The organism is Commensalibacter papalotli (ex Servin-Garciduenas et al. 2014), from assembly GCF_000527695.1.
Classification (GTDB): Bacteria; Pseudomonadota; Alphaproteobacteria; order Acetobacterales; family Acetobacteraceae; genus Commensalibacter; species Commensalibacter papalotli.
In genome coordinates this window covers 275,769-300,259 of record NZ_ATSX01000002.1, presented here as the reverse complement: position 1 = coordinate 300,259, position 24,491 = coordinate 275,769, and the positions used below count along the sequence as shown (strand labels likewise).

At 37.6% G+C, this 24,491-nt stretch carries 24 protein-coding genes; 8 read left to right on the top strand and 16 right to left on the bottom strand.

What is annotated here, in order from left to right; translation table 11 throughout:
* Position 1 precedes the first annotated feature (1 nt).
* Both COMX_RS08395 and COMX_RS08390 read right to left on the bottom strand, forming a co-directional pair.
* On the bottom strand, positions 2–817 hold the full coding sequence (locus COMX_RS08395; RefSeq protein ID WP_034339886.1) for an SDR family NAD(P)-dependent oxidoreductase: 816 nt from the start codon (positions 815–817) through the stop codon (positions 2–4).
* A gap of 10 nt (positions 818–827) precedes the next feature.
* A complete protein-coding gene (locus COMX_RS08390; protein WP_034339883.1) occupies positions 828–1,820 on the bottom strand; it encodes a linear amide C-N hydrolase in 993 nt (330 codons plus the stop codon).
* Between the two features lie 148 nt (positions 1,821–1,968).
* On the opposite strand from COMX_RS08390, the gene COMX_RS08385 reads away from it, so the two are divergent.
* The 6 genes from COMX_RS08385 (at position 1,969) to COMX_RS08360 (ending at position 9,344) form a co-directional block, all read left to right on the top strand.
* A complete protein-coding gene (locus tag COMX_RS08385; RefSeq protein WP_034339880.1) occupies positions 1,969–3,171 on the top strand; it encodes an MFS transporter in 1,203 nt (400 codons plus the stop codon).
* A gap of 23 nt (positions 3,172–3,194) precedes the next feature.
* A complete protein-coding gene (locus COMX_RS08380; protein ID WP_200867637.1) occupies positions 3,195–4,304 on the top strand; it encodes an S-(hydroxymethyl)glutathione dehydrogenase/class III alcohol dehydrogenase in 1,110 nt (369 codons plus the stop codon).
* A 164-nt stretch (positions 4,305–4,468) separates the two neighbouring features.
* On the top strand, positions 4,469–5,116 hold the full coding sequence (gene gmk, locus COMX_RS08375) for a guanylate kinase (RefSeq protein WP_034339875.1): 648 nt from the start codon (positions 4,469–4,471) through the stop codon (positions 5,114–5,116).
* A 28-nt stretch (positions 5,117–5,144) separates the two neighbouring features.
* The gene (gene rfaE1 / locus COMX_RS08370) at positions 5,145–6,590 is read left to right on the top strand and encodes a D-glycero-beta-D-manno-heptose-7-phosphate kinase (RefSeq protein WP_034339866.1); all 1,446 of its coding nucleotides are present in this window, start codon (positions 5,145–5,147) and stop codon (positions 6,588–6,590) included.
* Positions 6,591–6,622: 32 nt separating this feature from the next.
* Positions 6,623–7,768, top strand: a complete 1,146-nt coding sequence (locus COMX_RS08365; RefSeq protein ID WP_051462034.1) for an AGE family epimerase/isomerase — start codon at positions 6,623–6,625, stop codon at positions 7,766–7,768.
* Between the two features lie 70 nt (positions 7,769–7,838).
* On the top strand, positions 7,839–9,344 hold the full coding sequence (locus tag COMX_RS08360; protein WP_034339864.1) for a replicative DNA helicase: 1,506 nt from the start codon (positions 7,839–7,841) through the stop codon (positions 9,342–9,344).
* Positions 9,345–9,686: 342 nt separating this feature from the next.
* On the opposite strand, the gene COMX_RS08355 is transcribed toward COMX_RS08360, so the two are convergent.
* Both COMX_RS08355 and COMX_RS08350 read right to left on the bottom strand, forming a co-directional pair.
* Positions 9,687–10,013, bottom strand: coding sequence for a hypothetical protein (locus COMX_RS08355; RefSeq protein ID WP_034339861.1), 327 nt, complete (start codon positions 10,011–10,013; stop codon positions 9,687–9,689).
* A gap of 462 nt (positions 10,014–10,475) precedes the next feature.
* On the bottom strand, positions 10,476–10,835 hold the full coding sequence (locus tag COMX_RS08350; RefSeq protein ID WP_034339858.1) for an SMI1/KNR4 family protein: 360 nt from the start codon (positions 10,833–10,835) through the stop codon (positions 10,476–10,478).
* A gap of 185 nt (positions 10,836–11,020) precedes the next feature.
* On the opposite strand from COMX_RS08350, the gene COMX_RS08345 reads away from it, so the two are divergent.
* Complete coding sequence (locus COMX_RS08345; protein ID WP_034339855.1) at positions 11,021–11,656, top strand: FMN-dependent NADH-azoreductase; 636 nt, start codon at positions 11,021–11,023, stop codon at positions 11,654–11,656.
* An 87-nt stretch (positions 11,657–11,743) separates the two neighbouring features.
* Positions 11,744–12,328, top strand: a complete 585-nt coding sequence (locus tag COMX_RS08340; protein ID WP_034339852.1) for a DUF4385 domain-containing protein — start codon at positions 11,744–11,746, stop codon at positions 12,326–12,328.
* Positions 12,329–12,433: 105 nt separating this feature from the next.
* Here the strand turns inward: COMX_RS08340 and COMX_RS08335 are convergent, their stop codons facing one another.
* The 12 genes from COMX_RS08335 to hemN all read right to left on the bottom strand — a co-directional run bounded on the left by COMX_RS08335 (position 12,434) and on the right by hemN (position 24,484).
* Positions 12,434–12,979 carry a hypothetical protein gene (locus COMX_RS08335; RefSeq protein ID WP_034339849.1) on the bottom strand — a complete coding sequence of 182 codons (546 nt, stop codon included), beginning with the start codon at positions 12,977–12,979 and terminating at the stop codon, positions 12,434–12,436.
* 17 nt (positions 12,980–12,996) lie between these two features.
* The gene (purH, locus tag COMX_RS08330; protein WP_034339846.1) at positions 12,997–14,571 is read right to left on the bottom strand and encodes a bifunctional phosphoribosylaminoimidazolecarboxamide formyltransferase/IMP cyclohydrolase; all 1,575 of its coding nucleotides are present in this window, start codon (positions 14,569–14,571) and stop codon (positions 12,997–12,999) included.
* A 40-nt stretch (positions 14,572–14,611) separates the two neighbouring features.
* A complete protein-coding gene (rapZ, locus tag COMX_RS08325; protein WP_051462033.1) occupies positions 14,612–15,562 on the bottom strand; it encodes an RNase adapter RapZ in 951 nt (316 codons plus the stop codon).
* A 324-nt stretch (positions 15,563–15,886) separates the two neighbouring features.
* Entirely contained in the window at positions 15,887–16,159 is a 273-nt protein-coding gene (locus COMX_RS08320; RefSeq protein WP_255343291.1) for a T6SS amidase immunity protein Tai4 family protein, read from the bottom strand.
* A gap of 61 nt (positions 16,160–16,220) precedes the next feature.
* Positions 16,221–17,039: a metal ABC transporter permease gene (locus COMX_RS08315; protein ID WP_034339840.1), complete on the bottom strand. Its 819-nt coding sequence runs from the start codon at positions 17,037–17,039 to the stop codon at positions 16,221–16,223.
* 27 nt (positions 17,040–17,066) lie between these two features.
* Entirely contained in the window at positions 17,067–17,822 is a 756-nt protein-coding gene (locus COMX_RS08310) for a metal ABC transporter ATP-binding protein (RefSeq protein ID WP_051462032.1), read from the bottom strand.
* A complete protein-coding gene (locus tag COMX_RS08305; protein WP_034339837.1) occupies positions 17,819–18,712 on the bottom strand; it encodes a metal ABC transporter solute-binding protein, Zn/Mn family in 894 nt (297 codons plus the stop codon). Before COMX_RS08305 ends, COMX_RS08310 begins: the two co-directional genes overlap by 4 nt.
* 253 nt (positions 18,713–18,965) lie before the next feature.
* A complete protein-coding gene (locus tag COMX_RS08300) occupies positions 18,966–19,913 on the bottom strand; it encodes an electron transfer flavoprotein subunit alpha/FixB family protein (protein WP_034339835.1) in 948 nt (315 codons plus the stop codon).
* A 2-nt stretch (positions 19,914–19,915) separates the two neighbouring features.
* A complete protein-coding gene (locus COMX_RS08295; protein ID WP_034339832.1) occupies positions 19,916–20,665 on the bottom strand; it encodes an electron transfer flavoprotein subunit beta/FixA family protein in 750 nt (249 codons plus the stop codon).
* Positions 20,666–20,705: 40 nt separating this feature from the next.
* On the bottom strand, positions 20,706–22,343 hold the full coding sequence (locus tag COMX_RS08290) for an electron transfer flavoprotein-ubiquinone oxidoreductase (RefSeq protein ID WP_034339829.1): 1,638 nt from the start codon (positions 22,341–22,343) through the stop codon (positions 20,706–20,708).
* Positions 22,344–22,453: 110 nt separating this feature from the next.
* Positions 22,454–23,104 carry a hypothetical protein gene (locus COMX_RS08285; RefSeq protein ID WP_034339826.1) on the bottom strand — a complete coding sequence of 217 codons (651 nt, stop codon included), beginning with the start codon at positions 23,102–23,104 and terminating at the stop codon, positions 22,454–22,456.
* A gap of 18 nt (positions 23,105–23,122) precedes the next feature.
* A complete protein-coding gene (hemN, locus tag COMX_RS08280) occupies positions 23,123–24,484 on the bottom strand; it encodes an oxygen-independent coproporphyrinogen III oxidase (RefSeq protein WP_034339824.1) in 1,362 nt (453 codons plus the stop codon).
* Between the last annotated feature and the right edge of the window lie 7 nt (positions 24,485–24,491).

The following is a 24,491-nucleotide window of genomic DNA, read 5'->3' as shown; positions in this document are numbered from 1 at the left end:
ATCAGCTTTTATCATCTTTTATGATCTTTTTTTGCAAATAAGGTAAATAAAGCCGTTCCAACAACCTGACAGGCAATAAATCAATTACTCTGGCCAAGATTATCATCCATACAGGAAAAATAACTCTTCTTTTATTATCAAGCACTCCTTGAACGATCAGCTTTGCTGCTTTGTCAGAGCTCATTAGCCCTGGCATAACAAACTTATGCTTGGCAGTCATGGGAGTACGAATAAATCCACAACAAATACTAGACAAATAAATGCCTAATCTTTCCAAACCTCCACCGCTGGAAACCATAAAACGATCGACTGCTGCCTTGGATGCACAATAAGAAGGTGCCCAAGCTGAATTTACCAACCCCGCGACCGAAGCAATCGCTGCAATACGACCTCGTATATTTTCCCCGTTTCGATTCTGCTGTTTCATCACCTCAATTGCAGGTAAAACTGTATTTAAAACCCCATCAATATTCGTTTGCATAATTTGGCGTACACGATAAGCACTTTCGGGTAAATTATGCTCGGCAGATTGATCTGTTGTACCAATCGATACGCCAGCACTAGCAAGAACAAAATCAAGCTGACCTACGGAATAAACCCACTCTTCCATTTCTTGCTGGTCACAAACGTCCAAAGTTTTGGTTTCTACAACAGCCCCTCTGCGAATACATTCATCTGCCACCTGCATAAGTGCATTTTGGTTTCGGCCTCCTAAATATAAACGCACTCTGGGTGCGGCAAGATATAAAGCCACAGCACGCCCTATTCCCGACGATGCTCCTGTAATCAAAATCGAGTTTAATTCGGTATAACGCATCATTTCTGCTTTAAATCAATTGTTTACTATAGAAGATATTTTCAGATTCATAATCACTTAAACTATATTTCGTATAATTTAACTCTCGATAGGTTCGAACATATAAATGCCCTCTTTCTAAATCAGAAAGACTGGTCCATTCCGTATATTCTGTTTTACCATTTAGGCCGACCGTCATATTTTTGGGTCGATCGAATTTATTCATAATGTGAGATAGTTCGATAATTGCCATATCAGAATTTTGTGCTTTTAAAGCATAAGAAGTATAAAATACCCCCCTGACGAAACGTCCAACCGATGTATCATCTGCAGGGAGTCCAGCTGTTGCATTTCCTATATCAGGCTCTTGTAAGGACAAGCCTCCCAGTTCAGTTGAGGCAATACTGTCTTTATTAGTAAGCATTGTATAATTATGCATATTGGTTAAGTGCCAAGAAAATTCTGGCGCATTGGTCAAAACCCCAGTGGGATTATCATAAATATGCAACTCACCTTTGGTATATTCCACGACAATTGACTTTCCAGTCTTGTCGTAAAAAATAAAATGAAAAGGACATTGACTATTTTCAAATAAAGGCAAAGCAGGAGACCATACAGGTTGGTTTAGCAAAGCTTGCTTAACCTCATTCACAGACTGAAAGAGTGCCAATCCCCAGCTTCCTATTTTAACCAAAGGAAGAGCTTGTTTATATTCCTCTTGTTTTAATGGCGGAGTTTGAGAAAGCGCATACATATTCGCGGAAAATGAAAGCCCTGCATTATTCATCCCTTCTATGACAGAGCGATCCTCTGATGAAAATGCAGGCATCGTAATACATAAAATATTATATTTCGCAGTATATTGAAGCCCCTGCAAACCATCCGGATCTATATTATTAAACACAGACCCTTTGGGATAATAAGTTAAATAAGAGGGATAATCCACCATAAATTCCAAAGTGCGACCATGATAAATCCGTTGATCAGCATCTTTTATTATCAGAGACGTACAAGCAAACGACATCTTTTTTTCCTTTAGGTTGCTTACTAATAATCACAATCACTTCATTATTACGTATTAAAAAAAAACTAGCATAGTTGTGATTTGCTGCAAAATTTAAAAATACTTAACGTGAAATAATGTTTTTAATTTCAGCATAAGAATGATCCGTATGAACAAATGGTCTAAAAATCAAATTAATACTGTTTTCGCCGCTGTAAGTAGTTGGGGATTAGATGCTTTTGACTTTTTCCTCCTCATTTTTGTTATCAGCGATATTGCTCACACTTTTTCTGTTACAAACAAAGAAATCTCTCTAGCTATTTTTATAACTTTAGCTTGCCGTCCAGTTGGCGCTATTTTTATTGGAAAAATGGCAGAAAAATATGGACGAAAACCCGTATTAATGGCCAATGTTGCAGCATTTTCTATTCTTAGTGGATTATCTGCCTTTGCCCCAACATTAACGATATTTCTTGCTATTCGATGTTTATATGGCATTGCAATGGGAGGAATTTGGGGCGTTGCCTCGGCATTGGCATTTGAAACCATTCCTTCCAAAGCAAAAGGCTTTGTTTCTGGATTATTCCAAGCAGGATATCCCCTTGGATATCTAAGTGCAGCTGTTGTTTACGGGTTATTTTTTGATCATGTTGGTTGGAGAAATCTGTTCTTAATTGGTACATTTCCTGTTTTCTTGGTTGCTTTTATCTATTTCTTTGTCGAGGAATCTTCTGTCTGGAAACAGGCTAAAAATGAAAAAAGACAGAATTTACCAATTATCCCCATCATGATACAAAACTGGCATATTTGTATTTTCGCCATTATCCTTATGATGTGTTTTAATTTTTTCAGCCATGGGACCCAAGATGTCTATCCTCTTTTCTTAAAAGAACAACATCATTTAAATACACATACAGTCAGTATCATAGCAATTTGCTATAATATTGCGTCTATTATTGGTGGGATTTCTTTTGGAACTTTATCTCAAAAAATTGGCCGCCCCAAAGCCATTATAATCGCTTCCTTTTTTGCACTTTGTGCAATCCCTTTATGGGCATTTTCAAGCAACCTCGTCCTCTTAGGGCTAGGCGCTGTTATGATGCAACTTATGGTACAAGGCGCATGGGGAATTATTCCAATTTACCTAACAGAGTTAATGCCTCACAATACAAGGGCTGTTTTACCTGGTGTTGCCTACCAACTTGGAAACTTACTGGCTTCTGTTAACCTTCCATTACAAGTCTATATTGCTGAAACTTATGGTGGTAATTACAGTATTGCGCTTGCTTCTATCGCCATGATGGCATCAATTTGTATTATGCTTTTAATGTTTTTTAATATAAAAAGAGCTTCATCACTGATTTCAATATAAAAGGACTCCTTAGGGTGAAATTTATAAAAACACGCGCTGCGGTTGCATGGAACGCAAAAGAACCTTTAACCATTGAAGAGGTCGATTTAATGCCTCCTCAAAAAGGCGAAATATTAATTCGTATCGTTGCAACTGGTGTTTGTCATACAGATGCCTATACATTATCTGGGACTGATCCTGAAGGAATCTTTCCGACTATTCTAGGACATGAAGGGGCTGGTATTGTTCAAGCTGTTGGTGAAGGCGTTACCAGTATTTCTGTAGGCGATCATGTTATTCCTCTTTACACCCCAGAATGTGGAAAATGTGACTATTGTCTTTCAGGTAAAACCAATTTATGCCAAGCCATTCGTATAACCCAGGGCAAAGGGCTTATGCCTGATGGAACCACACGTTTTTTTAAAGATGGTAAACCTATTTTTCATTATATGGGCACATCAACTTTCTCTGAATATACAGTCGTTCCTGAAATTGCTGTTGCTAAGATCAGCAAAGATGCACCTTTGGAAAAAGTATGTTTATTAGGCTGTGGTATCACAACAGGTATGGGGGCCGTCACCAATACTGCCAAAGTCCAACCAGGCGATTCTGTTGCTGTTTTTGGGCTGGGTGGGATTGGCTTATCCGTCATTATGGGCGCAAAAACTGCACAAGCAGGGCGTATTATTGCGATTGATATTAATACTGACAAATTCGATCTGGCTAAAAAACTTGGGGCAACAGATTGTATTAATCCAAAGGATTACCAAGACTCTATTCAAGACGTAATCATTAAATTAACCAACGGTGGGGTAGATTTTTCTTTTGAATGTATCGGTAATGTCAAAGTTATGCGCTCTGCTTTGGAATGCTGCCACAAAGGTTGGGGTGAATCTATCATCATTGGTGTTGCTGGTGCTGGCGAAGAAATATCAACCCGCCCTTTCCAACTGGTGACAGGGCGTGTATGGCGCGGCTCTGCGTTTGGAGGGGTCAAAGGACGTTCTCAATTACCAGGTATTGTAAATGACTATCTACAAGGTAAGTTTAAACTGGAGGATTTTATTACCCATGAATTACCTCTTGATGAAATAAACAAAGCGTTTGACCTCATGCATGAAGGAAAATCTATTCGTACTGTCATTCGCTACTAGCTTTATCGATCACTCATCTCCCAACAAAATGAATTGGGAGATGAAGAATAGTCTTCTAATTTTTAATAATTATTTTTAAAAAATTACCTTTATCTTCCTTATTTATGAAATAAACAATTTCTGCTATAAACAAACAGAATTGACGCTTCATGAAGGAATTTTTTATGCTAGAGCTCCCCTCTCAATCCACACAACCCTCAACTAGAGGAATTTGTTTTGTTCTTTCTGCCCCTTCTGGTGCAGGAAAATCAACGATTGCTAATGCACTTAGAGCTTCTCAGAAAAATCTTTTTCCTTCTATCTCTGTAACCACACGCCTACCTCGCCCTGGAGAAACACACGGTATACATTATCATTTTATTTCCAAGGAACAATTTGAAGATCAGGCTAAGAATGGTGAGCTTTTAGAATGGGCAACTGTTTTCGATAAAGGGTATGGCACTCCCAAAGCCGCAGTAGAACAACAATTAGCCGAAGGAAAAGACCTGATTTTTGATATTGACTGGCAAGGCCATCGTCAAATCAGAGAAGCATTACCCAATGATGTCGTCAGTATTTTTATTCTCCCTCCTTCTATTGAAGAGTTAGAAAAGCGCTTAACCAACCGAGCCTCAGACCATGTCAATGAAATTAATAAACGCATGGACGCCGCGTTAAACGAAATTTCACATTGGAGAGAGTTCGATTATGTTATTATTAACAATAAATTAGACATTGCTATTTCTGAATGTGAAACTATTCTGTCTTGTGAACGCTTAAAAACAAAACGTCAAACTTTTCTAACCAATTTTACCAACAGCTTTTCACGTTAACTCTATCTAAATAAAGAAAGTTACCAAGATGGACTTCTCCAAAATTACGATTTTATGTATTGGTGATGTCATGCTAGACCGTTTCATATATGGCAATGTTCAGCGCATATCTCCTGAAGCTCCTGTTCCTGTTTTACAATTAAATAATAAAAAGGAAATGCTAGGAGGAGCAGGAAACGTTACTAATAATATTCTATCTCTTGGAGGAAAAGCCATCTTGATCGGCCTTATTGGTCAAGATGAGTATGCAGGAAACATTAAAAGACTAACGAACGAGAAAAATATTACCGATCATTACCTCGTTAAATCTCAATACCGTCCTACCATTTGTAAATCTCGCTTTATTGCTGCCAATCAACAAGTTATTCGTGCGGATGAAGAAAGTCTAATTCCCTTACATCATGAAGAAATTGCACAACTTTTAAACTCGATTGATCAAACTATTTCACAAGCAGACGCCATCATCATTTCAGATTATGGTAAAGGTGTATGCCATCCAATTGTTATAAAACATACAATGGAACAAGCTAAACAGCATCAAATTCCTGTTTTTGTAGACCCCAAATCTTCTGATTTCTCACTTTATCAATATGCAACCTGTGTTACCCCTAATACCAAAGAGGCCAGTGCCGCTGCACAATATATTCTAGAAAATGATGAAGATTTTGAGCAGGCTGGTGAAGCATTATTAAATGCTACTCAAGGACAAGCAATCCTTATTACCAGATCAGAAAAAGGCATGACCCTTGTTGAACGAGGCAAACCCGTTACAACGATTCCGTCTCGTGCTAGAGAAGTTTTCGATGTTTCTGGTGCTGGGGATACGGTTATCGCAACCTTAACTCTGGGTTATGCTGCGGGATATAGCCTGTCCGAAGCGGTGCATATCGCGAATGCTGCAGCTGGAGTGGTCGTTGCCAAAGCAGGCACCTCTACCACCTCTATTGCAGAGGTTTTAAACGAACTCAAAGCACAAGATCCACGCAGTTTTTCTGAAACTATTGCTCCGACTTTGCTACATCCAGACCAATTGCTGGAACAAGTCAAATTATGGAAAAAACAAAATCTTGTTGTTGGATTTACGAACGGATGTTTTGATATTATTCATCCAGGTCATATCGCACTGCTTAAAAATGCACGCACCCAATGTGATCGTTTAATCGTTGCTTTAAACACTGACCGCAGTATCAAGGCTCTTAAAGGTGAGCAAAGACCTATTAATAACTTAATCAGCAGATCTCAAGTCATGGCTGCAATACGATACGTAGATGCTGTCGTTGCCTTTGATGAAGATACACCTTTTAATCTGATTCACCTTTTTAAACCTGATATCTTGGTCAAAGGGGCGGATTATTATAATAAAGAAGTGGTTGGTCGCGACATCGTTGAACAAAATGGCGGAAAAGTTATCTTGGCAGATTTACAAGAAGGCTTTTCTACAACCAATATTATTGATAAGATTGCTGGTTCTTAGGGCTTTTGACGTTTATACATCATGGAAAAAAAATGAGCATTCCCCATCATATTCGTTATCAACATGACCTTTTTACTCGTTGGTTATTTGATTCTGCTCTTCCTTATTGGGGAACAATTGGTGGGGATGGCTCTTCACACAAACCATTTCAATGGGGAGCACATGAACAGCTACAAATGGATGGCTCTCCTGATTTTCCTGGGTATAAACGTCTCCGTGTTCAGGCTCGTCAATTATATAGCTTTACCCAAGGTGCCTTAATGGGTTGGACACAAGCAAATTCTATTACCGAGCAAATCTATAACTTTATGCAAAATGCTCAATTAGGCGAAGGCCATTGGGCCAAGACCTTAACTCGTGAAGGAAAAGTTCTAGATTCATCCTCTGATTTATACGATCTAGCTTTTACTATTTTTTCTTTGGCTTGGTATGCTCGTCTCAGCAATAATCAACGCCCTATCCAACAAGCCCGTCAAACAATTCAGTGGATTGAACGTTTTATGTCATACCCTCAAGGGGGATATAAAAATATTATTCCTCTAACTCACGGATATAGGCAACAAAACCCACATATGCATTTACTAGAAGCTGCTTTGGCACTGTATGAAACAACAGGTGCAGAGCAAGACCTTATTATGGCGCATAAACTCATCCATCTATTTAAAACTAAATTCTTTAATCATCAATCTGGTGTTTTAGAGGAATATTTTGTTGAGAACTGGGCTCCAGTTCCTTGCCCACCCGCAACAGAGGTCGAACCAGGCCATCAGTATGAATGGATATGGCTTTTGTCTGAATATAAACGATTAACTGGTATCAACCATGACGCGGAAATGCAGAGAATGTATTATTTTAACGAGCATTATGCGGTTGATCAAGTAACAGGGCTAGTTGCAGATAAGGTTCAAAAAGATGGTACTTCTGTTAATAAATCTGCGCGTCTTTGGGTGCAAACCGAAGCTATTCGTGCTACCAGTTTAATGCATGACGAAAAAAGTTATCAACACCTCTCTAAAATCATAGATAACTTACTTCGTCGCTATTTTAAAAACTGTCCAAATGGCACGTGGCAAGACCAACTAACCCATTGTTATGATTATAAAAATAATAAAATTCCAACCAGCTCTTTTTATCATATTGTCAGTGGGTACGTGCAACTGCATCACACTTTACAATAATCCACATTATCCACAGATTTCCCCACAATTCACAGCCGACAATAATTCCAAAAAGTGATAATATAAAAACGTGAAAAATATAGAATCGAAATCAGAGTCTCCTTTTTCCCTACTAGGCATTTCTCAACGCCTTCCTCCTGCGAATATTCAAGCAGAACAGTCATTACTAGGGGCGTTACTTACCAATAATAAAGCCTATGAAAAAGTTGCTGAATTTTTAATTAGCGAACATTTTGCAGATCCCATTAATGGAAAAATCTATGATGCCATTGTTCGTCGCATTGAGGCTGGACAAATTGCTGATGCTGTTACGCTGAAAGCTGAATTTGAACATGCAGGCATTCTTGATGAGGTCGGTGGGATTGCCTATCTAGGACAGCTTTTAAAATCTATGGTGGGTATTATTAATGCCAAAGACTATGGGAAAACCATTCATGATGCATGGATCAGAAGACAGTTAATCGATATTGGTGAAGAAATCGTCAATGGTGCATTTGAATCCAATATAGAAGCGACTGGGTCTGATCAAATCTCTATTGGTGAAGAAAAACTTTTTAAGCTTGCTACTCATAAAGGGCAAGAAGGTGGGTTTGTTTCTTTTGAAAATGCACTAACTGAGGCCATCAACATTGCCAATCATGCTTTTTCGAATACAAGTGGTGTGGCAGGACTATCTTCAGGATTAAAAGCTCTTGACCAAAAAACAGGTGGTTTACATCCTGCTGATCTGATTATCCTCGCTGGTCGTCCTGCTATGGGCAAAACGGCTTTGGCAACAAAGATTGCATTTAATGCAGCCAAAAGCCTGTTACGAAATGCTGAAACACAACAAAATGCCAATAAACCTGTTGGTACAGTCGCTATTTTTTCTTTGGAAATGTCCTCTGAACAATTAGCCACTCGACTTTTATCCGAAGAATCTAGGGTTTCTAGCGAGCGTATTCGTCGTGGAGAAATTGGACAAAAAGAATTCGATAAATTTGTACTCGTAAGTCGTGAACTCTCACAACTGCCTTTATATATTGATGATACCCCAGCAATCAGCTTATCCGTTATGCGCACACGATGCCGAAGGTTGGCACGAACCAGAGGGCTAAACCTCATTGTCGTCGATTACCTTCAATTAATGCGTCCATCGGTTGGCAGCCGCCCAGAAAGCCGCGTATTAGAGATTTCTCAAATTACCCAAGGGTTGAAAGCTCTTGCCAAAGAGTTTGAAATTCCTGTCATTGCCTTATCTCAACTTTCTCGACAAGTTGAAAACAGAGAAGATAAACGCCCTCAGCTGTCTGATCTTCGTGAATCTGGATCAATTGAGCAAGATGCAGATGCCGTAATGTTTGTGTATCGTGATGAATATTACCTGCAGCAACGCATGCCTAAACCCATAGCTTTTGAAAGCACAGACAAATACCAAATTGCCTATGAAAAATGGCAAGCCGACATGGATCAAGTACATAATAAAGCAGAATTAATCCTAGAAAAACAACGTCATGGCCCTACTGGTAAAGTTGACCTCTTCTTCGAAGGAGAATTTACACGCTTTAGCGATCTTGATGATATTCATGATTTTTAGAAGAAATAAAAATAAATCAAACATGAACAAAGTAGAGCTTGATTTATATATACTATAATTTCAGGAGCTAGATTATTACAAAACACTGTATCATTGCTGACTTTTAATAATTCATTTTGTAATCTGCACGTCAAAAAAATTTCTAACTTAATACCCTTTACAAACATCATTTTTACAAGATGAATTTAATGGTTCACCATTTTCTTTTAATCTACCAGTTGGAATATCATAAATAATAGTTGTTGCTTGTAATTTGACCTGGGTAGATATCAGTGTATGTTCCGGAAATGAAGCAATAATACTCTTATCCTGGTATAATTTTTAATGAATTGTGAACCAAATCTACACAATTTCCAAAAAATCCGTGGGAATGGCTCTAAACTTTGTAACCTTAACAATAGAATACGAAGCTGGGCAACGACTTCCTCCACCTGATGTAAGTATAAGATAGTCAGCGCCTTTAGTTTGTGTAACTTTATCAACAAGCAAAAAGAAATTTCCACTAACAGAAGGTTTTACAGGTATTTTGTCAATAACCAAAGAATGATCTTTGTTAATATATGCTAATCCAAATCGAGTTTGAATCTGGTGATGATTATCCTCTGCATAGGTTAAAGAAATAATTGGTATGAACAATAATAATAAACAAACAAGTATGAATTTATTCATTTAAACGATTCGAAAATTGTTGTTTGACTCTCTTCAATTCTTAAAAGAGTAGTTTTATAATTTTTAATCTAAAGACTTGGAATTCTTATCATCAATAAAACATATTTGAAATAGATTAAAATTTATTTTAATTATTTTTATATATAAATGAATTAAGTCAATTACTCTATTTTCGATAACGTTAACACTTTCTTACCTTTTTCTGATAACCCTAACTTTTGTAATGATGTCTCTTAAGATTGATTGTACGAAAATAAATGCGGGTTTTTTAAATAAGCCTCTAATGATTCAACAAAAAAGGTTAAGATATATCTTCAAAAAGATTATCATTATCGCCCTCTTATTCTATATCTTTATGAAATACGCCCTCTAAAAATTGTTCAAATGTATCTGCTAGCAGCACTAAATCAACATTGTGTGGTAGATAAGTATTTGGTTGCTTTAAATCCAAATATAAATCATTTACCTCATGATCCCAATAATAAATCTTTCCACTGGAATGAAACAAAGCCAATCACTCTCATTCACCAATGCAATAGCCATAACATCTTCTGGAATTTTATCTTGATAATCATAATTGACAGAATATAAATCCTCTTGTTCATCCTTAGAAGACCCTAAAAACATATCAATCGATACATCGCTTTCCCCAGCTATAAGGTTTTCTTTTAAGAGAAATGCAAAATCCTCATTACATTCTACCACATTAAATTTTTTGAGAAAATTTACATATGGACTCTCAAAAATCATTCCAAAGTCTTTTTCTAACTTTTTAATTTTCTTCTCTATGGCACGAGAAACTTTATACTTAGTTTGAAACATATTTGATATTCATTATCAAAAGACAATCCATATTGGAAGTTGGTGATTATAAACTTTACTAAGAACGGAGTTATTCATCATCTATATCATTTTTCTACAAAATATATTTGAATATCGTTGTTATTTTGACAAAAACGTAAGTTATGTTTCATTTAAATTATCTCTATTTGTGAAAGCATTATCTTATGAAAATTATGCATATTGATACAAGTGCTAAAATTGCCGAAAAATCTAACTCTCGAATGTTAGGTCAATTTTTTTTAAAACAGTTACAACAACAAAATATTGATCTTGATATAGATTATTTAGACCTTACAAAAGATGTTCAACCACATCTGACATCAGAGTTTGTTGTCGCAACTTACAAACCTGCAAACGAGCGCACGACTGAAATGAAACAAGTCCTTGCTGCTTCTGATGTTATGTGCCAACGTGTTATCGATGCCGATGCATTGGTATGTGCCATGCCTATGTATAATTGGACAATTCCTGCAACTTTTAAAACATTTATCGATACCATTATCAGAACAGGAGTTACCTACGACCTATTTCCTGATGGCACAACACAAGGGAAACTAACAAATAAGAAAGTTTTGTTTATTACCACCCGTGGTGCTGATTTACGTTCAGGTGATTTCCAACATATGGATGCAATGACCCCTGTATTAAAAGCCTCTTTTGGATTTTTAGGCGTAGAAAATCCTCAGTTTGTAAATGCACAGCCTTTACAATTTGCTGATCAAGAAGCTCGCACCCAAGCACTGGCAAGAGCAAAAGAAGAGCTTACATATATTGCACATAAGTGGGCATCAAAACTATAAAATAAACGATTCTATATGAATACAATATGTTATATTTCATTGAAAAGGATCAAAACTTAATTATTAAGCTGATAAAAAGGAATGGTTATGGTTAAAGAAAATTTTTCTGAGCCTCCTCGAAAAAAAAGTCGCGTACAGAGTAAAAGCTTTGATTACTCTTTAGATTTTGAAAAAATTAATTTTAAAGAACACCCAGAGCTTTATCGTATAGGTAAAGGAGAACAGGGCGTTTTATCTGTTGAACCTTATAAATCAGAAATACTGCCTTATTGGCGTTTTGCGACTGTTGAAAAGGCAGAAGAAAGTAGTAATAAGATCTACGATTTATTTTTGGAATATATTAAAAATCAAGATTTTGTTGGTGCTGATATGGCCAGAAAATTTTTACAAATGGGTTATACGCGCGCTCGACGTTACGCGAACCATAAAGGGGGGAAAAAATATGATGGCCCCGTACCAACAGACAAAAAAGGTCTAAGTGGTTCCCATGGTCGTCAAGAACTCCCCAGAACTTCCGAAGATAAGATAAAGGCAGAAGCTGCACGTATTTTCAAACAAAAATGGGACGATGCACGCGCAAATCCCGATTATCTTGCTTTAAAGGAAGTTTTTCTGAGACGATTTACAGAAAACAAATCAGAATGCACGATTATTAGTGCGAATACTTCATAGCGTTCATGATAATATTCTTAGATAATTTTTAAAAGAATAATAATTTCGTATTCTTTTATATATGATAACTAACAAATACGAAATACGCTATAATTCAATAGAAAATTAATGCTCTTCTACATCGCCTTGCACTAATTGAACTGAATTTACTTTTCCCGCAGTTATACTGACAATACGATATAAAATACCATTACCCTGACCAGCGGCATTCGTTAAATCAGATGACTTGTCATAAGAAGAGTAATCCTCTTTATTTTTAACCACAGGGATATTCATGACAAAAATCCATTTTCCCTCTGGTAGTCCTGTTAGTTTAAAATCTCCATTTACATCACAAGGCACTTTAAAAGCATAGTCATTCATACGAGAATCAAAGTTCTTAATTTTTTTGATATCTCGTATCTTCGTTTGTAAAGATTCTATAATATAGGGATCATAAGGGTAATAAGTAATTTGTTGTCCCGCACAGCTTTTCATCGTTCCATCAACTTCCCGATAAATTCCCATACCAGCAACCATCGCAGTGCCAGAACCTTTAGACCATTGCACCATTGATGGGGTAAATTGGCTTGTAAATTTATATTCTTTGGCCTTTACAGAATGACCGACAAATACAGAAGCTAATAAAACAATAAAAAACATGCGTTTCATAAGTTTATATCCAAAAATTAATGACGGAAGTGACGCATAGACGTAAAGACCATTGCGATTCCAGCTTCGTCCGCTGCCGCAATCACTTCATCATCGCGCATAGATCCACCAGGCTGAATCACTGCCGTTGCACCCGCAGCAATCGCTGCTTGTAATCCATCTGCGAATGGAAAAAATGCATCAGAAGCAACCACACTGCCTTTGCTCAACGGTTCGGACAATCCAGCTGCCTCAGCAGCTTCGGCACTTTTATGTGCAGCAATACGTGCAGAATCAACACGGCTCATTTGACCAGCGCCCACCCCAACCGTTGCTTTATCTTTTACGTACACGATCGCATTGGACTTTACATGTTTACCCACACGGAAAGCAAAAATCATATCTTCCATTTCTTGGGCTGTAGGTTGTCTTTTAGTCACTACCTTGAAATCAGAAGGGCGACCATTATCACGATTTTGCAATAAAAACCCACCAGCCAATGTTTTAACCATCACCCCTTGTGCCAATGAATCAGGCATTGATCCAGTTTCCAGCACGCGAACATTTTTCTTTTTGGATAAAATGGCTAATGCATCTGCATTCACTTTCGGTGCAATAATCACTTCACTAAAGATCGATACAATTTTACCAGCTAGCTCTGCATCCAAAGGACGATTCATCGCAATGATGCCACCAAAAGCAGATACTGGATCACAACGCAAAGCCAGATCCCATGCCTCGGACAAAGTTTTGGCACTGGCAACACCACAAGGATTGGCATGTTTCACAATCACAATCGAAGGTTCATCAAACTCTGCCACCGCTTCAAATGCAGCATCTGTATCATTTAAATTATTATAAGAAAGCTCTTTGCCTTGTAATTGCTTTGCCGTTGCAACGCCTGGTCGGTTTTCATCATTTGTATAAAACGCTGCTTGTTGATGAGGATTTTCACCATAACGTAACACTTCTTTACGTTGACCACTAAAGACAACACGTTCTGGGAATTGCTCTTGGGCTTCTCTGGCAAACCATGCAGAAATCGCTGCATCATAAGCACCCGTTCTGGCATAAGCTGCTTGTGCCCATGCGCGACGTTGTGCAAAAGTTGATCCACCTGTTTTAGTTAAACTCTCAATAAAAGGTCCATATTGTGCTGCATCGGTAAGCACTGCAACATGACTATGATTTTTAGAAGCTGCCCGAATAAGGGCTGGTCCACCAATATCAATATTTTCAATCACATCTTCTTCACCCGCACCAGAAGAAACCGTTGCTTCGAACGGGTATAAATTCACGCATAATAGATCAATTGGTAGAATACCATGTGCTTTCATTTGATCTTGATGATCTTGCAAATCTCTGCGTCCCAATAAACCACCATGGATTTGAGGAACTAAAGTTTTCACACGCCCGTCCAAAATTTCAGGAAAACCTGTAAAATCAGAAACCTCTATCACTCTAATTCCAGCATCACGAATAGACTTAGCCGTTCCACCCGTAGATAGAATCTCTACATTTTGCGCAGCCAAAGCTTTGGCCAACTCAAGTAAACCTGTTTTGTCAGAAACGGAAATTAACGCACGGCGAACAGGAATAACTTTTTGATCCATTACTCAATCCCTAAAATATTTTATTAATAATTAAAAAAACTTATATTACTTGCTCTTGTGGACGAGCAACCCACCGCCAAGTTTGAACGCCTTGACGTGCTAACTCACGATGCATCACCAAAACAGGTAAACCCGCTTGACCCTTTTTAGGATAAGCAAGGCGTTCTGCTAAATCCTCGACAATGGTTACAGACCGATGCCGCCCCCCAGAACATCCAACTGCAATCGTGGCATATTTTTTACCCTCTAAAACAAAACGAGGGAAAATTAAATTGAACATTTCGTCAATCTGATGAACATATTTTTGATAATCTGGATCTTTCTCTACATATTCCTGAACATCTTTATCCAGTCCAGTCTTTTTAGATAATTCTGGAATATAATATGGATTATGCAAAAACCTAGCATCAAAAACCATATCTGCTTCACGTGGAACACCACTTGGAAATGCAAAAGACATCAAAGTTAAGGTCAGAAGTCCCTGATTTTTATCTCGCCCTAGACTGTAACGTGTTTCTACCAGTAACCTTAATTCAAATGGAGGCAAATCTGATGTATCAATCACTAAATCAGCCACTTGCCTTAACGGCTCCATCAATATAATTTCAGCTTCAATGCCTTCTTTGACCGTTCCACCAGCTGCCATTGGATGACGCCTGCGTGTAGCGGTATAACGGCGTAATAACACGTCCGTTTCAGAAGTGGCGTAAATTAATTGAATATGCAAAGAGGGATTTAATCGTAATCTGGTTAATAACTCTATAACGGTAGCAGCCTCAAAGCCATTTGTTCTGGAATCAAGGCCAATAACAATGGGTCCCTCGACCTTGCCAACTATATCGCTGATGACCTGCACAGGGGCATTATCAACCAGCTCATACCCTAAATCCTCTAAAGCACGAAGAATGGTCGATTTCCCAGCACCAGACAAACCCGTTACGAAAACTACGGGCTGTTTAATTATATTTGTATTTAGCACATCATCTTGCATCAGAAAAAATCGATCTTGGTAACACATCAATAAAATGTAATATTAAGCAACAATACGTCCTGATACAATAGAATAGTTATAAAATATCAGTTGAAAAAACTTTAATTAAACACTTCGTAACGAATATCAGCTTTTTCTAATGACGTTGAGTTTCCTCTCTTAATTGAACTATGCTGTAATCATAGAAACACAGCATAAGAACGTAAGTAACAGAAATCTAATTTGTATTTACCACTCATGTGGATATTTGGGATGATCTTGTTTACAGGTTCGATTGGAATGGGCTACGAACTCTTTGGTTAATCGATCCAAATCGTCACTATGTTACAAATCCATACATTTAAATATATATAATTTTGATTTTGGATGCATTTGTGATCTATAAGTTTGTTTTAGATAGTTTTCAATTAATTTGTCTAGCTTGCCCTGTATTTTAATGGGCTGCCCAAAATTATAATCCATCCACAATTCTAAAAAAAACCCCATTGTTGCTTTTGCGTCCTCGTTTAAAATAGGATCGCGACTTCCAAATGCTTTTTGAAAACAAAGAGTCATAGCATAATCTTTAAAATTAGAGCCATAGGCACGATACCCAATATCTGCTTTGTCATAATGAATTTGGATTATTTTTTCTTCTCTTAAGCTCCCAAAATAATACTTAGTTAATTAGTTTTATTTTCTTATAAAAAGATAAATTTTTACTGAATAATAAGGAAACCAAATAGACCACAAAGCTTAATAAGCTAATCCAAAAAGAAACAGGATAATCCGTAATCCAAGCGATGATAATCCCTCCCCATGCTTCTGCAACCGCCAGAAAAATCGACAAAAATACCCCTCGCCAAACCGTCGTGCTCAACTGACGTGCAACCGCCGCTGGCCCCACCATCAAGGAAAATGTTAATAAGATCCCTGTAACTTGCACACATGCAGCCGTTACACACGCAACCAACGCTAAAAATAAAATAGAAACACAGCGCAAAGAAACGCCTTTTGCTTCGGCCAAATCTGGCTGCAAAGATGCAAATAACAGAGGGCGCATAAAAAAAAGCATAACGATACAACAAATAATACTTAGAATAATTAATCCATATAACGTTTGTGTATTAACAGCAAAGATATTACCAAAAAGTAACCCCGTTACTTGAGAGGCATATCGCGTGTAAAAATGCAAAAACAATAGCCCGAGCCCCATCGAAGTTGATAAGACTAATCCAATAGCAATATCTCTATCTTTTAATTTCGGACCAATGGCTCCAATTAATCCACCTGCACACAGACTGAATAACAATAATCCCAGAAATGGTGATAACCCGACTAGGCTTGCTCCCGTTGCGCCTGCAAATCCAACATGAGACAATGCATGCCCAGCAAAGGCTTCTCTGCGAATTAATAAAAAATATCCAATCAAACCACAAATAATCGCAACAATACCAGATGCAATAAATGCAGTTTGCATAAACTCAAGAGAAAACATCCTCGAACAAACTTTCAAATGAATAAATTAGCAGGATGTTGTTACAAAAAGATGCTGATCCGTTTTAACAACCTCAATAGGAAACCCATAAAGTCCACTTAATACCTCAGAAGTCATCACACGATCAACATCCCCCAAGACCGCCTGTTGATTACCAATGCAAATGACTTGATCCATAATTTTCATTAATGGGTTTAAATCATGCGTTGACAGTAAAATGGTTAATTTTCTTTGTGCTTGCAATTCTTTGATAAGAGATAAAATAAGTTTCACCCACTTGGGGTCAAGATTACTAAAAGGTTCATCCATAATAATAAGCTTAGGATTACCTAATAATGCTTGTGCCAACAAAAGGCGTTGCCTTTGCCCCCCAGACATTTCAGAAAGCGGCGTAAAAGCCAGGTCTCTGGCATGAACCTGGTCGAGAACATTATCAATTTGATATAAATCTTTTTTAGTTAAAAAGGGCAACCCCAATTTATGCCCGTGAATACTTGTAGCAATAAAATCCTTTCCCTTTAAACGAAAAGATTCCATCTCGCGATATTGAGGAATATATCCAATTTGTTTCCTAGCTTTTACAGGTGTTTTACCAAGAATTTTAATCTTATTCTCGGAACACGGGATAATACCTAATAACGCTTTCATAAAAGTCGTCTTTCCCGATCCATTCGGGCCAAAAATACCAACAAACTGATTTTCTTGTATCTGCAGATTAAGCCTAGATAAAATTAAATGTGTCCCTAATCGAATATCAAGATTTTGACATTCAATGACATTCATGGATGTTTACTTTTTAAAGCAGCCTCTACTTTATCCAAAACCTGATTCATCCATTGCTGATAGGTCAAATTCGCTGGCATTGTTTCTGAAACTCCAACCACAGCAACGCCTGCTTCCATAGCAATCTTTTTTAACTGTTGCGTTGCAGGGGTAACCACTTGCTCATTATAAAACAAAATTTGGATTTGATGTGTTTTTAAATCCTGAATAAACCCAGCAACCTGCTTTGGTGTTGGCTCGCCACCGTTCATTACGACCCATTGATAGGGTTCTTCTAACATCTCAAAGCCTAACTTTTGCGCCATTAGCCCAAAAACAGGTTCTGTTGCTGCTACTTTGATATGAACGTGTTTTTGCTTAATAGTCTCAATACGCTCTTTGATTTTGTTTAAATCAGTTTGAAAAGAACTTAATTTGCTTTCAAAAACCAACTTTTCATGTGGTTCAAGTTTTACATAAAGCTGCTCTAATCGCCCAGACAAGGCATCAATTGCATCAACATCATACCATAAATGGGGATTATCACCTTCTTTACGGTTTAATAAAGCTTGCACGGAAACAATATCTTGATGATTAAAATGATATTTTGTTAATAAACGATTCATCCAAGAATCATAACCTAACCCATTCACAATAATCAAATCAGCATCAGCAATTTTCTTGCCTATACTGGGGGTTAATTCAAACAAATGAGGATCTTGATCTGGATTGTTTAAAATAGAATCAACTTGTACATATTTGCCCCCCAGTTGCTGAGCAATATCCCCATACATATTCTCTGCTGCAATCACATGAAGCACTTTAGATACTGGTTCAGCATAAGCAGCTGTACAGCTGCTATATATTATAATTCCTGCCAGAATACTTTTTCGATACTGAGAAAAAAACATATTACTTAAACTTTGACTTCAAATTAACTGTTTAGGTTCCATGCACCCCACATCATTAAACCAAGAACAACTATCAATATTCCATGCAAAATCAAAAGCCATTTAATATTAATAACAGGTACATAATATTTATCCTTTGGTATTTCTAGTTCCCATTTCATAATGAATATCCTTATTAATTTTATCTGGTTAAACTATTCTTATTATTATTTTCAAATACTTTTTTTTAAACTAAAAAAGTATTTGAATTAAATTATCTAGCTTTTAAAGCTGCCTCTAATTGAGGTAAAATTTCAAAAAGATCACCTACAATACCATAGTCTGATACTTTGAACATAGGGGCTTCTGGATCTTTATTAATCGAAACAACGATTTTGCTATCTTTCATTCCAGCAAGATGCTGAATGGCACCAGAAATCGCCACGGCAATATAAAGCTCTGGCGCTACAATCTTACCTGTTTGGCCAACTTGGAAATCATTACTGACAAATCCTGCATCAACAGCTGCTCTGGAAGCACCAATCGCACCTTCTAATTGATCGGCAATTTTTTCAAGCAATACAAAATTTTCAGCACTTTGCATTCCACGGCCACCAGAAACAACAACGCGCGCACCTTCAAGCTCAGGTCTATCGGATTGAGAAAGTTTTAACTCTTTAAATATTGAAAGTTGCTTTTCAGAAAGTGGTAAATTTTCAATTTTTTCAACTACAGCACTGCCACCTGTTTCTGCAACAGCTTCGAAAGTCGTTCCACGAACGGATAAAAGTTTCTTAGCATCTTTAGAAGCTACTGTCGCAAGTATACTGCCTGCATAGATAGGACGTACAAACGTTGACGTATCAATAATTTCTACAACATCAGAAATCGGTTGGACATCCAATAAACCTGCCAAACGAGGAAGAATATCTTTTCCTTCTGCGTTTGCTGGTGCAATAATAAACTCATAAGATTCAGCTATTGAAGCAATCAAATTTGCCACAGGTTCTGCTGGCATATGCGCATATGCAGAATGTTCTGCAACAAGCAATTTTTGCACACCATTTAACTGAGATGCTTTTTGAGATAAGATTTCTAGATTTTCACCAACAAGCAGTGCATGTACTTCTGTATCCAACTGAGTTGCAGCAGCAATCGCAGAACGGCTAATCGGGCGGATTTTATCGCCTTTTTCATAACTTAATAAAACTAAAACAGCCATTTTTAAATTACCTTTGCTTCATTTTGAAGTTTATCCATAAGCTCTTCAACAGAACTAACAATAACACCTTCACGAACAGAAGAAGATTCCGCTACAGATTTTACTTCTAGACGAACAGCTGTATCAATTCCAAGGTCAGCAAGAGCAACGGTCTCGATAGGTTTCTTTTTTGCTTTCATAATATTCGGCAAAGATGCAAAACGTGGCTCATTTAAGCGTAAATCAGTTGTAATTACAGCTGGTAATACAAGCTCTAAAATTTCTTGGCCATCATCGATTTCACGCGTAATTTGCGCTTTACCTTCAGACAGCTCTAATTTACTAACAAACGTTCCTTGAGCCCACCCAAGTTTCGCTGCCAAGATCTGACCAGTCGCATTCATATCATCATCAGATGCTTGCTTACCCATTAAAACAATATCAGGTTGTTCTTTGGTAACAAAATGCTGTAAAATTTTCGCAACACTCAAAGATTCTAGCGCATCTTCAGAAGTAACTAAAACACCTCTATCCGCACCCATTGCCATCGCTGTACGCAAAGTGTCTTGGCTTTTGGCTTCTCCAATAGAGATAACAACAACTTCAGAAACAATTTTTTGTTCTTTCAGGCGAACTGCTTCTTCAACTGCAGTTTCATCAAAAGGATTCATGGACATTTTAACGCCACCAACCTCTACACCAGAATTGTCGGACTTTACCAACGGTTTAATATTAGAATCAACAACCCGTTTCACCGGAACTAATATTTTCATAACACCCTTTCGTTACGATATTATTAACTAAATTAAAATCTTACATTCCACCTGGATAATTCGGACCACTGCCACCTTCTGGCGTTTCCCAATCTATATTTTGTGTGGGGTCTTTAATATCACAAGTTTTACAATGAATACAATTCTGAGAATTAATTTGCAATTTAGGTTCTTTATCAATATCTACTGCCTCATATACGCCTGCAGGGCAATATCTTGATTCAGGAGATTTAAAAGTCTCCCAATTCACTGTTTTCCAAATTGACATATTTTTTAATTTTAAGTGTAATGGCTGATTATCCCGATGATCAATATTAGCCAAAAATACTGATGATTCACGGGTAAATGTTAATTCATCATCTGATTTAGGATACTCAATTTTTTGACATAAAGAGGCTGCCTTTAGTTTTTCATAATCCCCTAAACCATGATGAAACGTCCAAGGAACCTTACCACGAACCATAGAATCAAAACCTGTATATAATGTCGCAATTTTTGCGCCAAACTTAGCAAAAGCAGGACGAATATTACGGACTTGATGTAACTCTTTGTAAACCCATGATTTTCGCATACGAAACTGGTAAGAGATTGGCTCTATTTCTTGTGTAGTCAATGCTTCAACAATCGCTTCTGCTGCAACCATTCCAGACTTCATAGACGTATGTGTACCCTTGATTTTAGGTACATTTAAGAAACCAGCTGCATCACCAACCAGCAATCCCCCTGGAAAAGAGAGTTTAGGAACGGATTGTAATCCTCCTTCAGATAATGCACGAGCAGAATAACTGATCCTTCTTCCTCCCTCTAGATGATATTTAATCACAGGATGGTTTTTAGAACGTTGCATTTCTTCAAATGGAGATAACCAAGGATTACTATAATCAAGCCCAACGACAAAACCAAAGGAAACAAGATTATCACCAAAATGATACAACCAAGACCCACCATAAGTACGATCATCTAATGGCCAACCAAAACTATGTTGTATATACCCTGGTTTGTGCTTGTGTGCAGGAATTTCCCATAACTCTTTAATCCCAATTCCATAGGTTTGAGGGTCAACAGATTGTCTTAATTTAAATTGATCCATTAATTTTTTTGATAAAGATCCCCGACATCCTTCTGCAAAAATCGTATATTTAGCCCTCAATTCCATTCCTGGTTCAAAATTCGATCCTTGACTACCGTCTTTCTCAAGGCCCATATCCCCTGTAATGACACCAACAACTTTGTCATCTTCAATAATAAGTTCCCGGCCAGAAAATCCAGGAAAGACCTCAACCCCTAATTCCTCTGCCTGAGCGGCAAGCCAACGACAAAAATCACCCAAACTTACGATAAAATTACCATGATTATTCATCGCTGGCATCAATGGTTTAATAATAGGTATGGCTGTCGATTTCTCTTCATTAGATAAGTAAAACATACGCTCATGATTAACTGGTGTATCTAATGGAGCATTTCTTTGTTTCCAATCTGGAAATAATTCATTTAACGCGGTTGGTTCAAGAACAGCGCCCGAAACAATGTGCGCACCAATTTCAGAAGCTTTCTCAATCAAGCAAATTTCAACAGACGGTGCCAATTGTTTTAATCGAATAGCCGCAGATAGTCCTGCTGGGCCACCCCCGATAATTAAAACATCAAACTCCATTTGTTCACGTGCGATATTACTCATGCTTCTTTATCCTATTTTCTGCCATAACCATAAATATTATAGGAATTTATGACACAACTTTTAATATAAATATAAAAAAAAACTAATAAAAATATAAATTATTTCTAAAATCAATAATTAAATGCAAGCTCATGCTTGGCTCGCCAGCTTTGAGATACATAATTTATAATCAAAGTACGACGAATACCACTCATAGGGCGCTTTTGATACCCATGCCATGTATCTTTTCCTGGAATAAAAAGAAAGGCTGAGTTGAATTTGCCAGAGCTTCGAGCTAATGAATCTCCTTGAGCATTCATAATATCAGTACCCCAACTTTCAGCATCTTCTCCTAAAGATAAAGAAACCAGAAAAGTTAGTTTCTTGGCACCAATATCTGTATGATGCTCCAACCAAAACCCCTCTTTATCCAAACAAAGCTCTAGCCTTAACCAAGTATCAGTAAGATCAGCCCCTGTCATTTGCGTAAAAAGATCTCTTGTTTCTTGAGCTTCAAAAGCTTGTGCTAATGCTGCACAACGTTGATCCTCTTTCTGCTTTTGTGAATTTACAAACACACGGTTTTGATTGTTATTTTCACGTCGCCCCTGAATATCCCCCGATACAGCCTTGGCATCAGGCATCCATTCAACCAAAGAATCACAAACATAATCAGGCAATACATCCTTTAATAACCAGTGTTTATAAGGTTTTGTATATTCTGATGCTTGTCCAATAGAATGGCGCACAAACTGACCAGCATCGCTATTTTGAATACTCATTTAAACATCCCTTTGAACTTATATTGCTTGGGCATGGCGTTGTGGAGCAACACGGTAATAAGTATCAAAAACAACCGCTATATTTCTCAAGAAACAGCGCCCCTCTTCTGTTACTATAATCTTATAGCCCGAGATTTTTACTAAAGCATCTTCTTCAAATGGTTTTAATTTGGCAATTGCTTCATCAAAAAAATGCTCTGGTTTATTATATTGCCGCGTTACTAATTCTAAATCAATATGCAAATCACACATTAATCTTTCTATAACGTGCCAACGCAGCAAATCCTCTTCATCACGCTTCAAGCCACGCGCTACAGGAAGCCCCTCTTGGGTCATTGCTTTTTGATACATCGCTACTGCTGAATGATTTTGCACAATCCCCTGAGGAACAATCGATACTGATGAGGCCCCAACACCTAATAAAGCAGGTGCATCATCAACTGTATATCCTTGGAAATTACGATGCAAAGTGCCTTTATCAGCAGCTATACTCATCGAGTCGTGAGGTAAAGCATAATGATCCAAACCAATCACTTGATACCCTGCCCCTTGCAAAATTTCATCAATAACTTGACGCTGTTGAAAACGCTCAACACTATCAGGTAGCACGTCACCTTCCAATAATGTTTGTCGCTTAAATTTCCATGGCACATGAGCATACCCAAAAACAGCCAATCGATCTGGTTTCAACTCCACAACTGATCGAATCGTTGCCCGCAAGCTTTCAACTGTTTGATTAGGCAATCCATATATCAAGTCAACATTCACAGACTGAATATTATTCTGACGTACAACCTTAATACAATGCGCGGTTAACTCTTTACTTTGAATACGTCCACAGGCTTTTTGCACTTTGGGATCTAAATCCTGCACACCAAAACTGACTCTGGTAAACCCCAAAGGATGCAACATAGAAAAATACTCGACAGAAACATGCCTAGGATCAAGTTCAATTGAAATATCAGCATTTTTTTGAATGTCGAATAAAGAATATATTGTTTGCATTACCTTTTTCATTGCATTCATAGGTAATGTTGTCGGAGTTCCGCCCCCGAAATGAATAAAACTTACTGAACGACGCGCTTGAAGCAACTCCGCCAGTCGTTTCAGCTCTTCACACAACAAATCACCATAAGCACTACGCACCAACTCTTGATGAACGACTTGTGTGTTACAAGCACAAAATTTACATAGCTCATCACAAAAAGGAACATGTAAATACAACGAAACAGGCTCCCCCTCTGGAAGAGCCTGTAACCATTCTTTATATTGGTTAAATCCAACAGCTTCTGTAAACTGTACAGCTGTTGGATAACTTGTATATCGCGGTAGATTTCCTTCGTACCGCGCAAGACGGTCAAAGGAAACACCCTTTGTCATTCCGAAC

Bases quoted from the DNA above. Each gene is read 5' to 3' on its own strand.
- COMX_RS08355 (WP_034339861.1), bottom strand. From the start codon at position 10,013: ATGAATAAATTCATACTTGTTTGTTTATTATTATTGTTCATACCAATT.
- COMX_RS08300 (WP_034339835.1), bottom strand. From the start codon at position 19,913: ATGGCTGTTTTAGTTTTATTAAGTTATGAAAAAGGCGATAAAATCCGC.
- COMX_RS08390 (WP_034339883.1), bottom strand. From the start codon at position 1,820: ATGTCGTTTGCTTGTACGTCTCTGATAATAAAAGATGCTGATCAACGG.
- rfaE1 (WP_034339866.1), top strand. From the start codon at position 5,145: ATGGACTTCTCCAAAATTACGATTTTATGTATTGGTGATGTCATGCTA.
- COMX_RS08340 (WP_034339852.1), top strand. From the start codon at position 11,744: ATGGTTAAAGAAAATTTTTCTGAGCCTCCTCGAAAAAAAAGTCGCGTA.
- COMX_RS08285 (WP_034339826.1), bottom strand. From the start codon at position 23,104: ATGAGTATTCAAAATAGCGATGCTGGTCAGTTTGTGCGCCATTCTATT.
- COMX_RS08305 (WP_034339837.1), bottom strand. From the start codon at position 18,712: ATGTTTTTTTCTCAGTATCGAAAAAGTATTCTGGCAGGAATTATAATA.
- COMX_RS08290 (WP_034339829.1), bottom strand. From the start codon at position 22,343: ATGAGTAATATCGCACGTGAACAAATGGAGTTTGATGTTTTAATTATC.
- COMX_RS08345 (WP_034339855.1), top strand. From the start codon at position 11,021: ATGAAAATTATGCATATTGATACAAGTGCTAAAATTGCCGAAAAATCT.
- gmk (WP_034339875.1), top strand. From the start codon at position 4,469: ATGCTAGAGCTCCCCTCTCAATCCACACAACCCTCAACTAGAGGAATT.
- COMX_RS08295 (WP_034339832.1), bottom strand. From the start codon at position 20,665: ATGAAAATATTAGTTCCGGTGAAACGGGTTGTTGATTCTAATATTAAA.
- COMX_RS08365 (WP_051462034.1), top strand. From the start codon at position 6,623: ATGAGCATTCCCCATCATATTCGTTATCAACATGACCTTTTTACTCGT.
- rapZ (WP_051462033.1), bottom strand. From the start codon at position 15,562: ATGCAAGATGATGTGCTAAATACAAATATAATTAAACAGCCCGTAGTT.
- COMX_RS08315 (WP_034339840.1), bottom strand. From the start codon at position 17,039: ATGTTTTCTCTTGAGTTTATGCAAACTGCATTTATTGCATCTGGTATT.
- COMX_RS08395 (WP_034339886.1), bottom strand. From the start codon at position 817: ATGCGTTATACCGAATTAAACTCGATTTTGATTACAGGAGCATCGTCG.
- purH (WP_034339846.1), bottom strand. From the start codon at position 14,571: ATGGATCAAAAAGTTATTCCTGTTCGCCGTGCGTTAATTTCCGTTTCT.
- COMX_RS08335 (WP_034339849.1), bottom strand. From the start codon at position 12,979: ATGAAACGCATGTTTTTTATTGTTTTATTAGCTTCTGTATTTGTCGGT.
- hemN (WP_034339824.1), bottom strand. From the start codon at position 24,484: ATGACAAAGGGTGTTTCCTTTGACCGTCTTGCGCGGTACGAAGGAAAT.
- COMX_RS08310 (WP_051462032.1), bottom strand. From the start codon at position 17,822: ATGAATGTCATTGAATGTCAAAATCTTGATATTCGATTAGGGACACAT.
- COMX_RS08350 (WP_034339858.1), bottom strand. From the start codon at position 10,835: ATGTTTCAAACTAAGTATAAAGTTTCTCGTGCCATAGAGAAGAAAATT.
- COMX_RS08385 (WP_034339880.1), top strand. From the start codon at position 1,969: ATGAACAAATGGTCTAAAAATCAAATTAATACTGTTTTCGCCGCTGTA.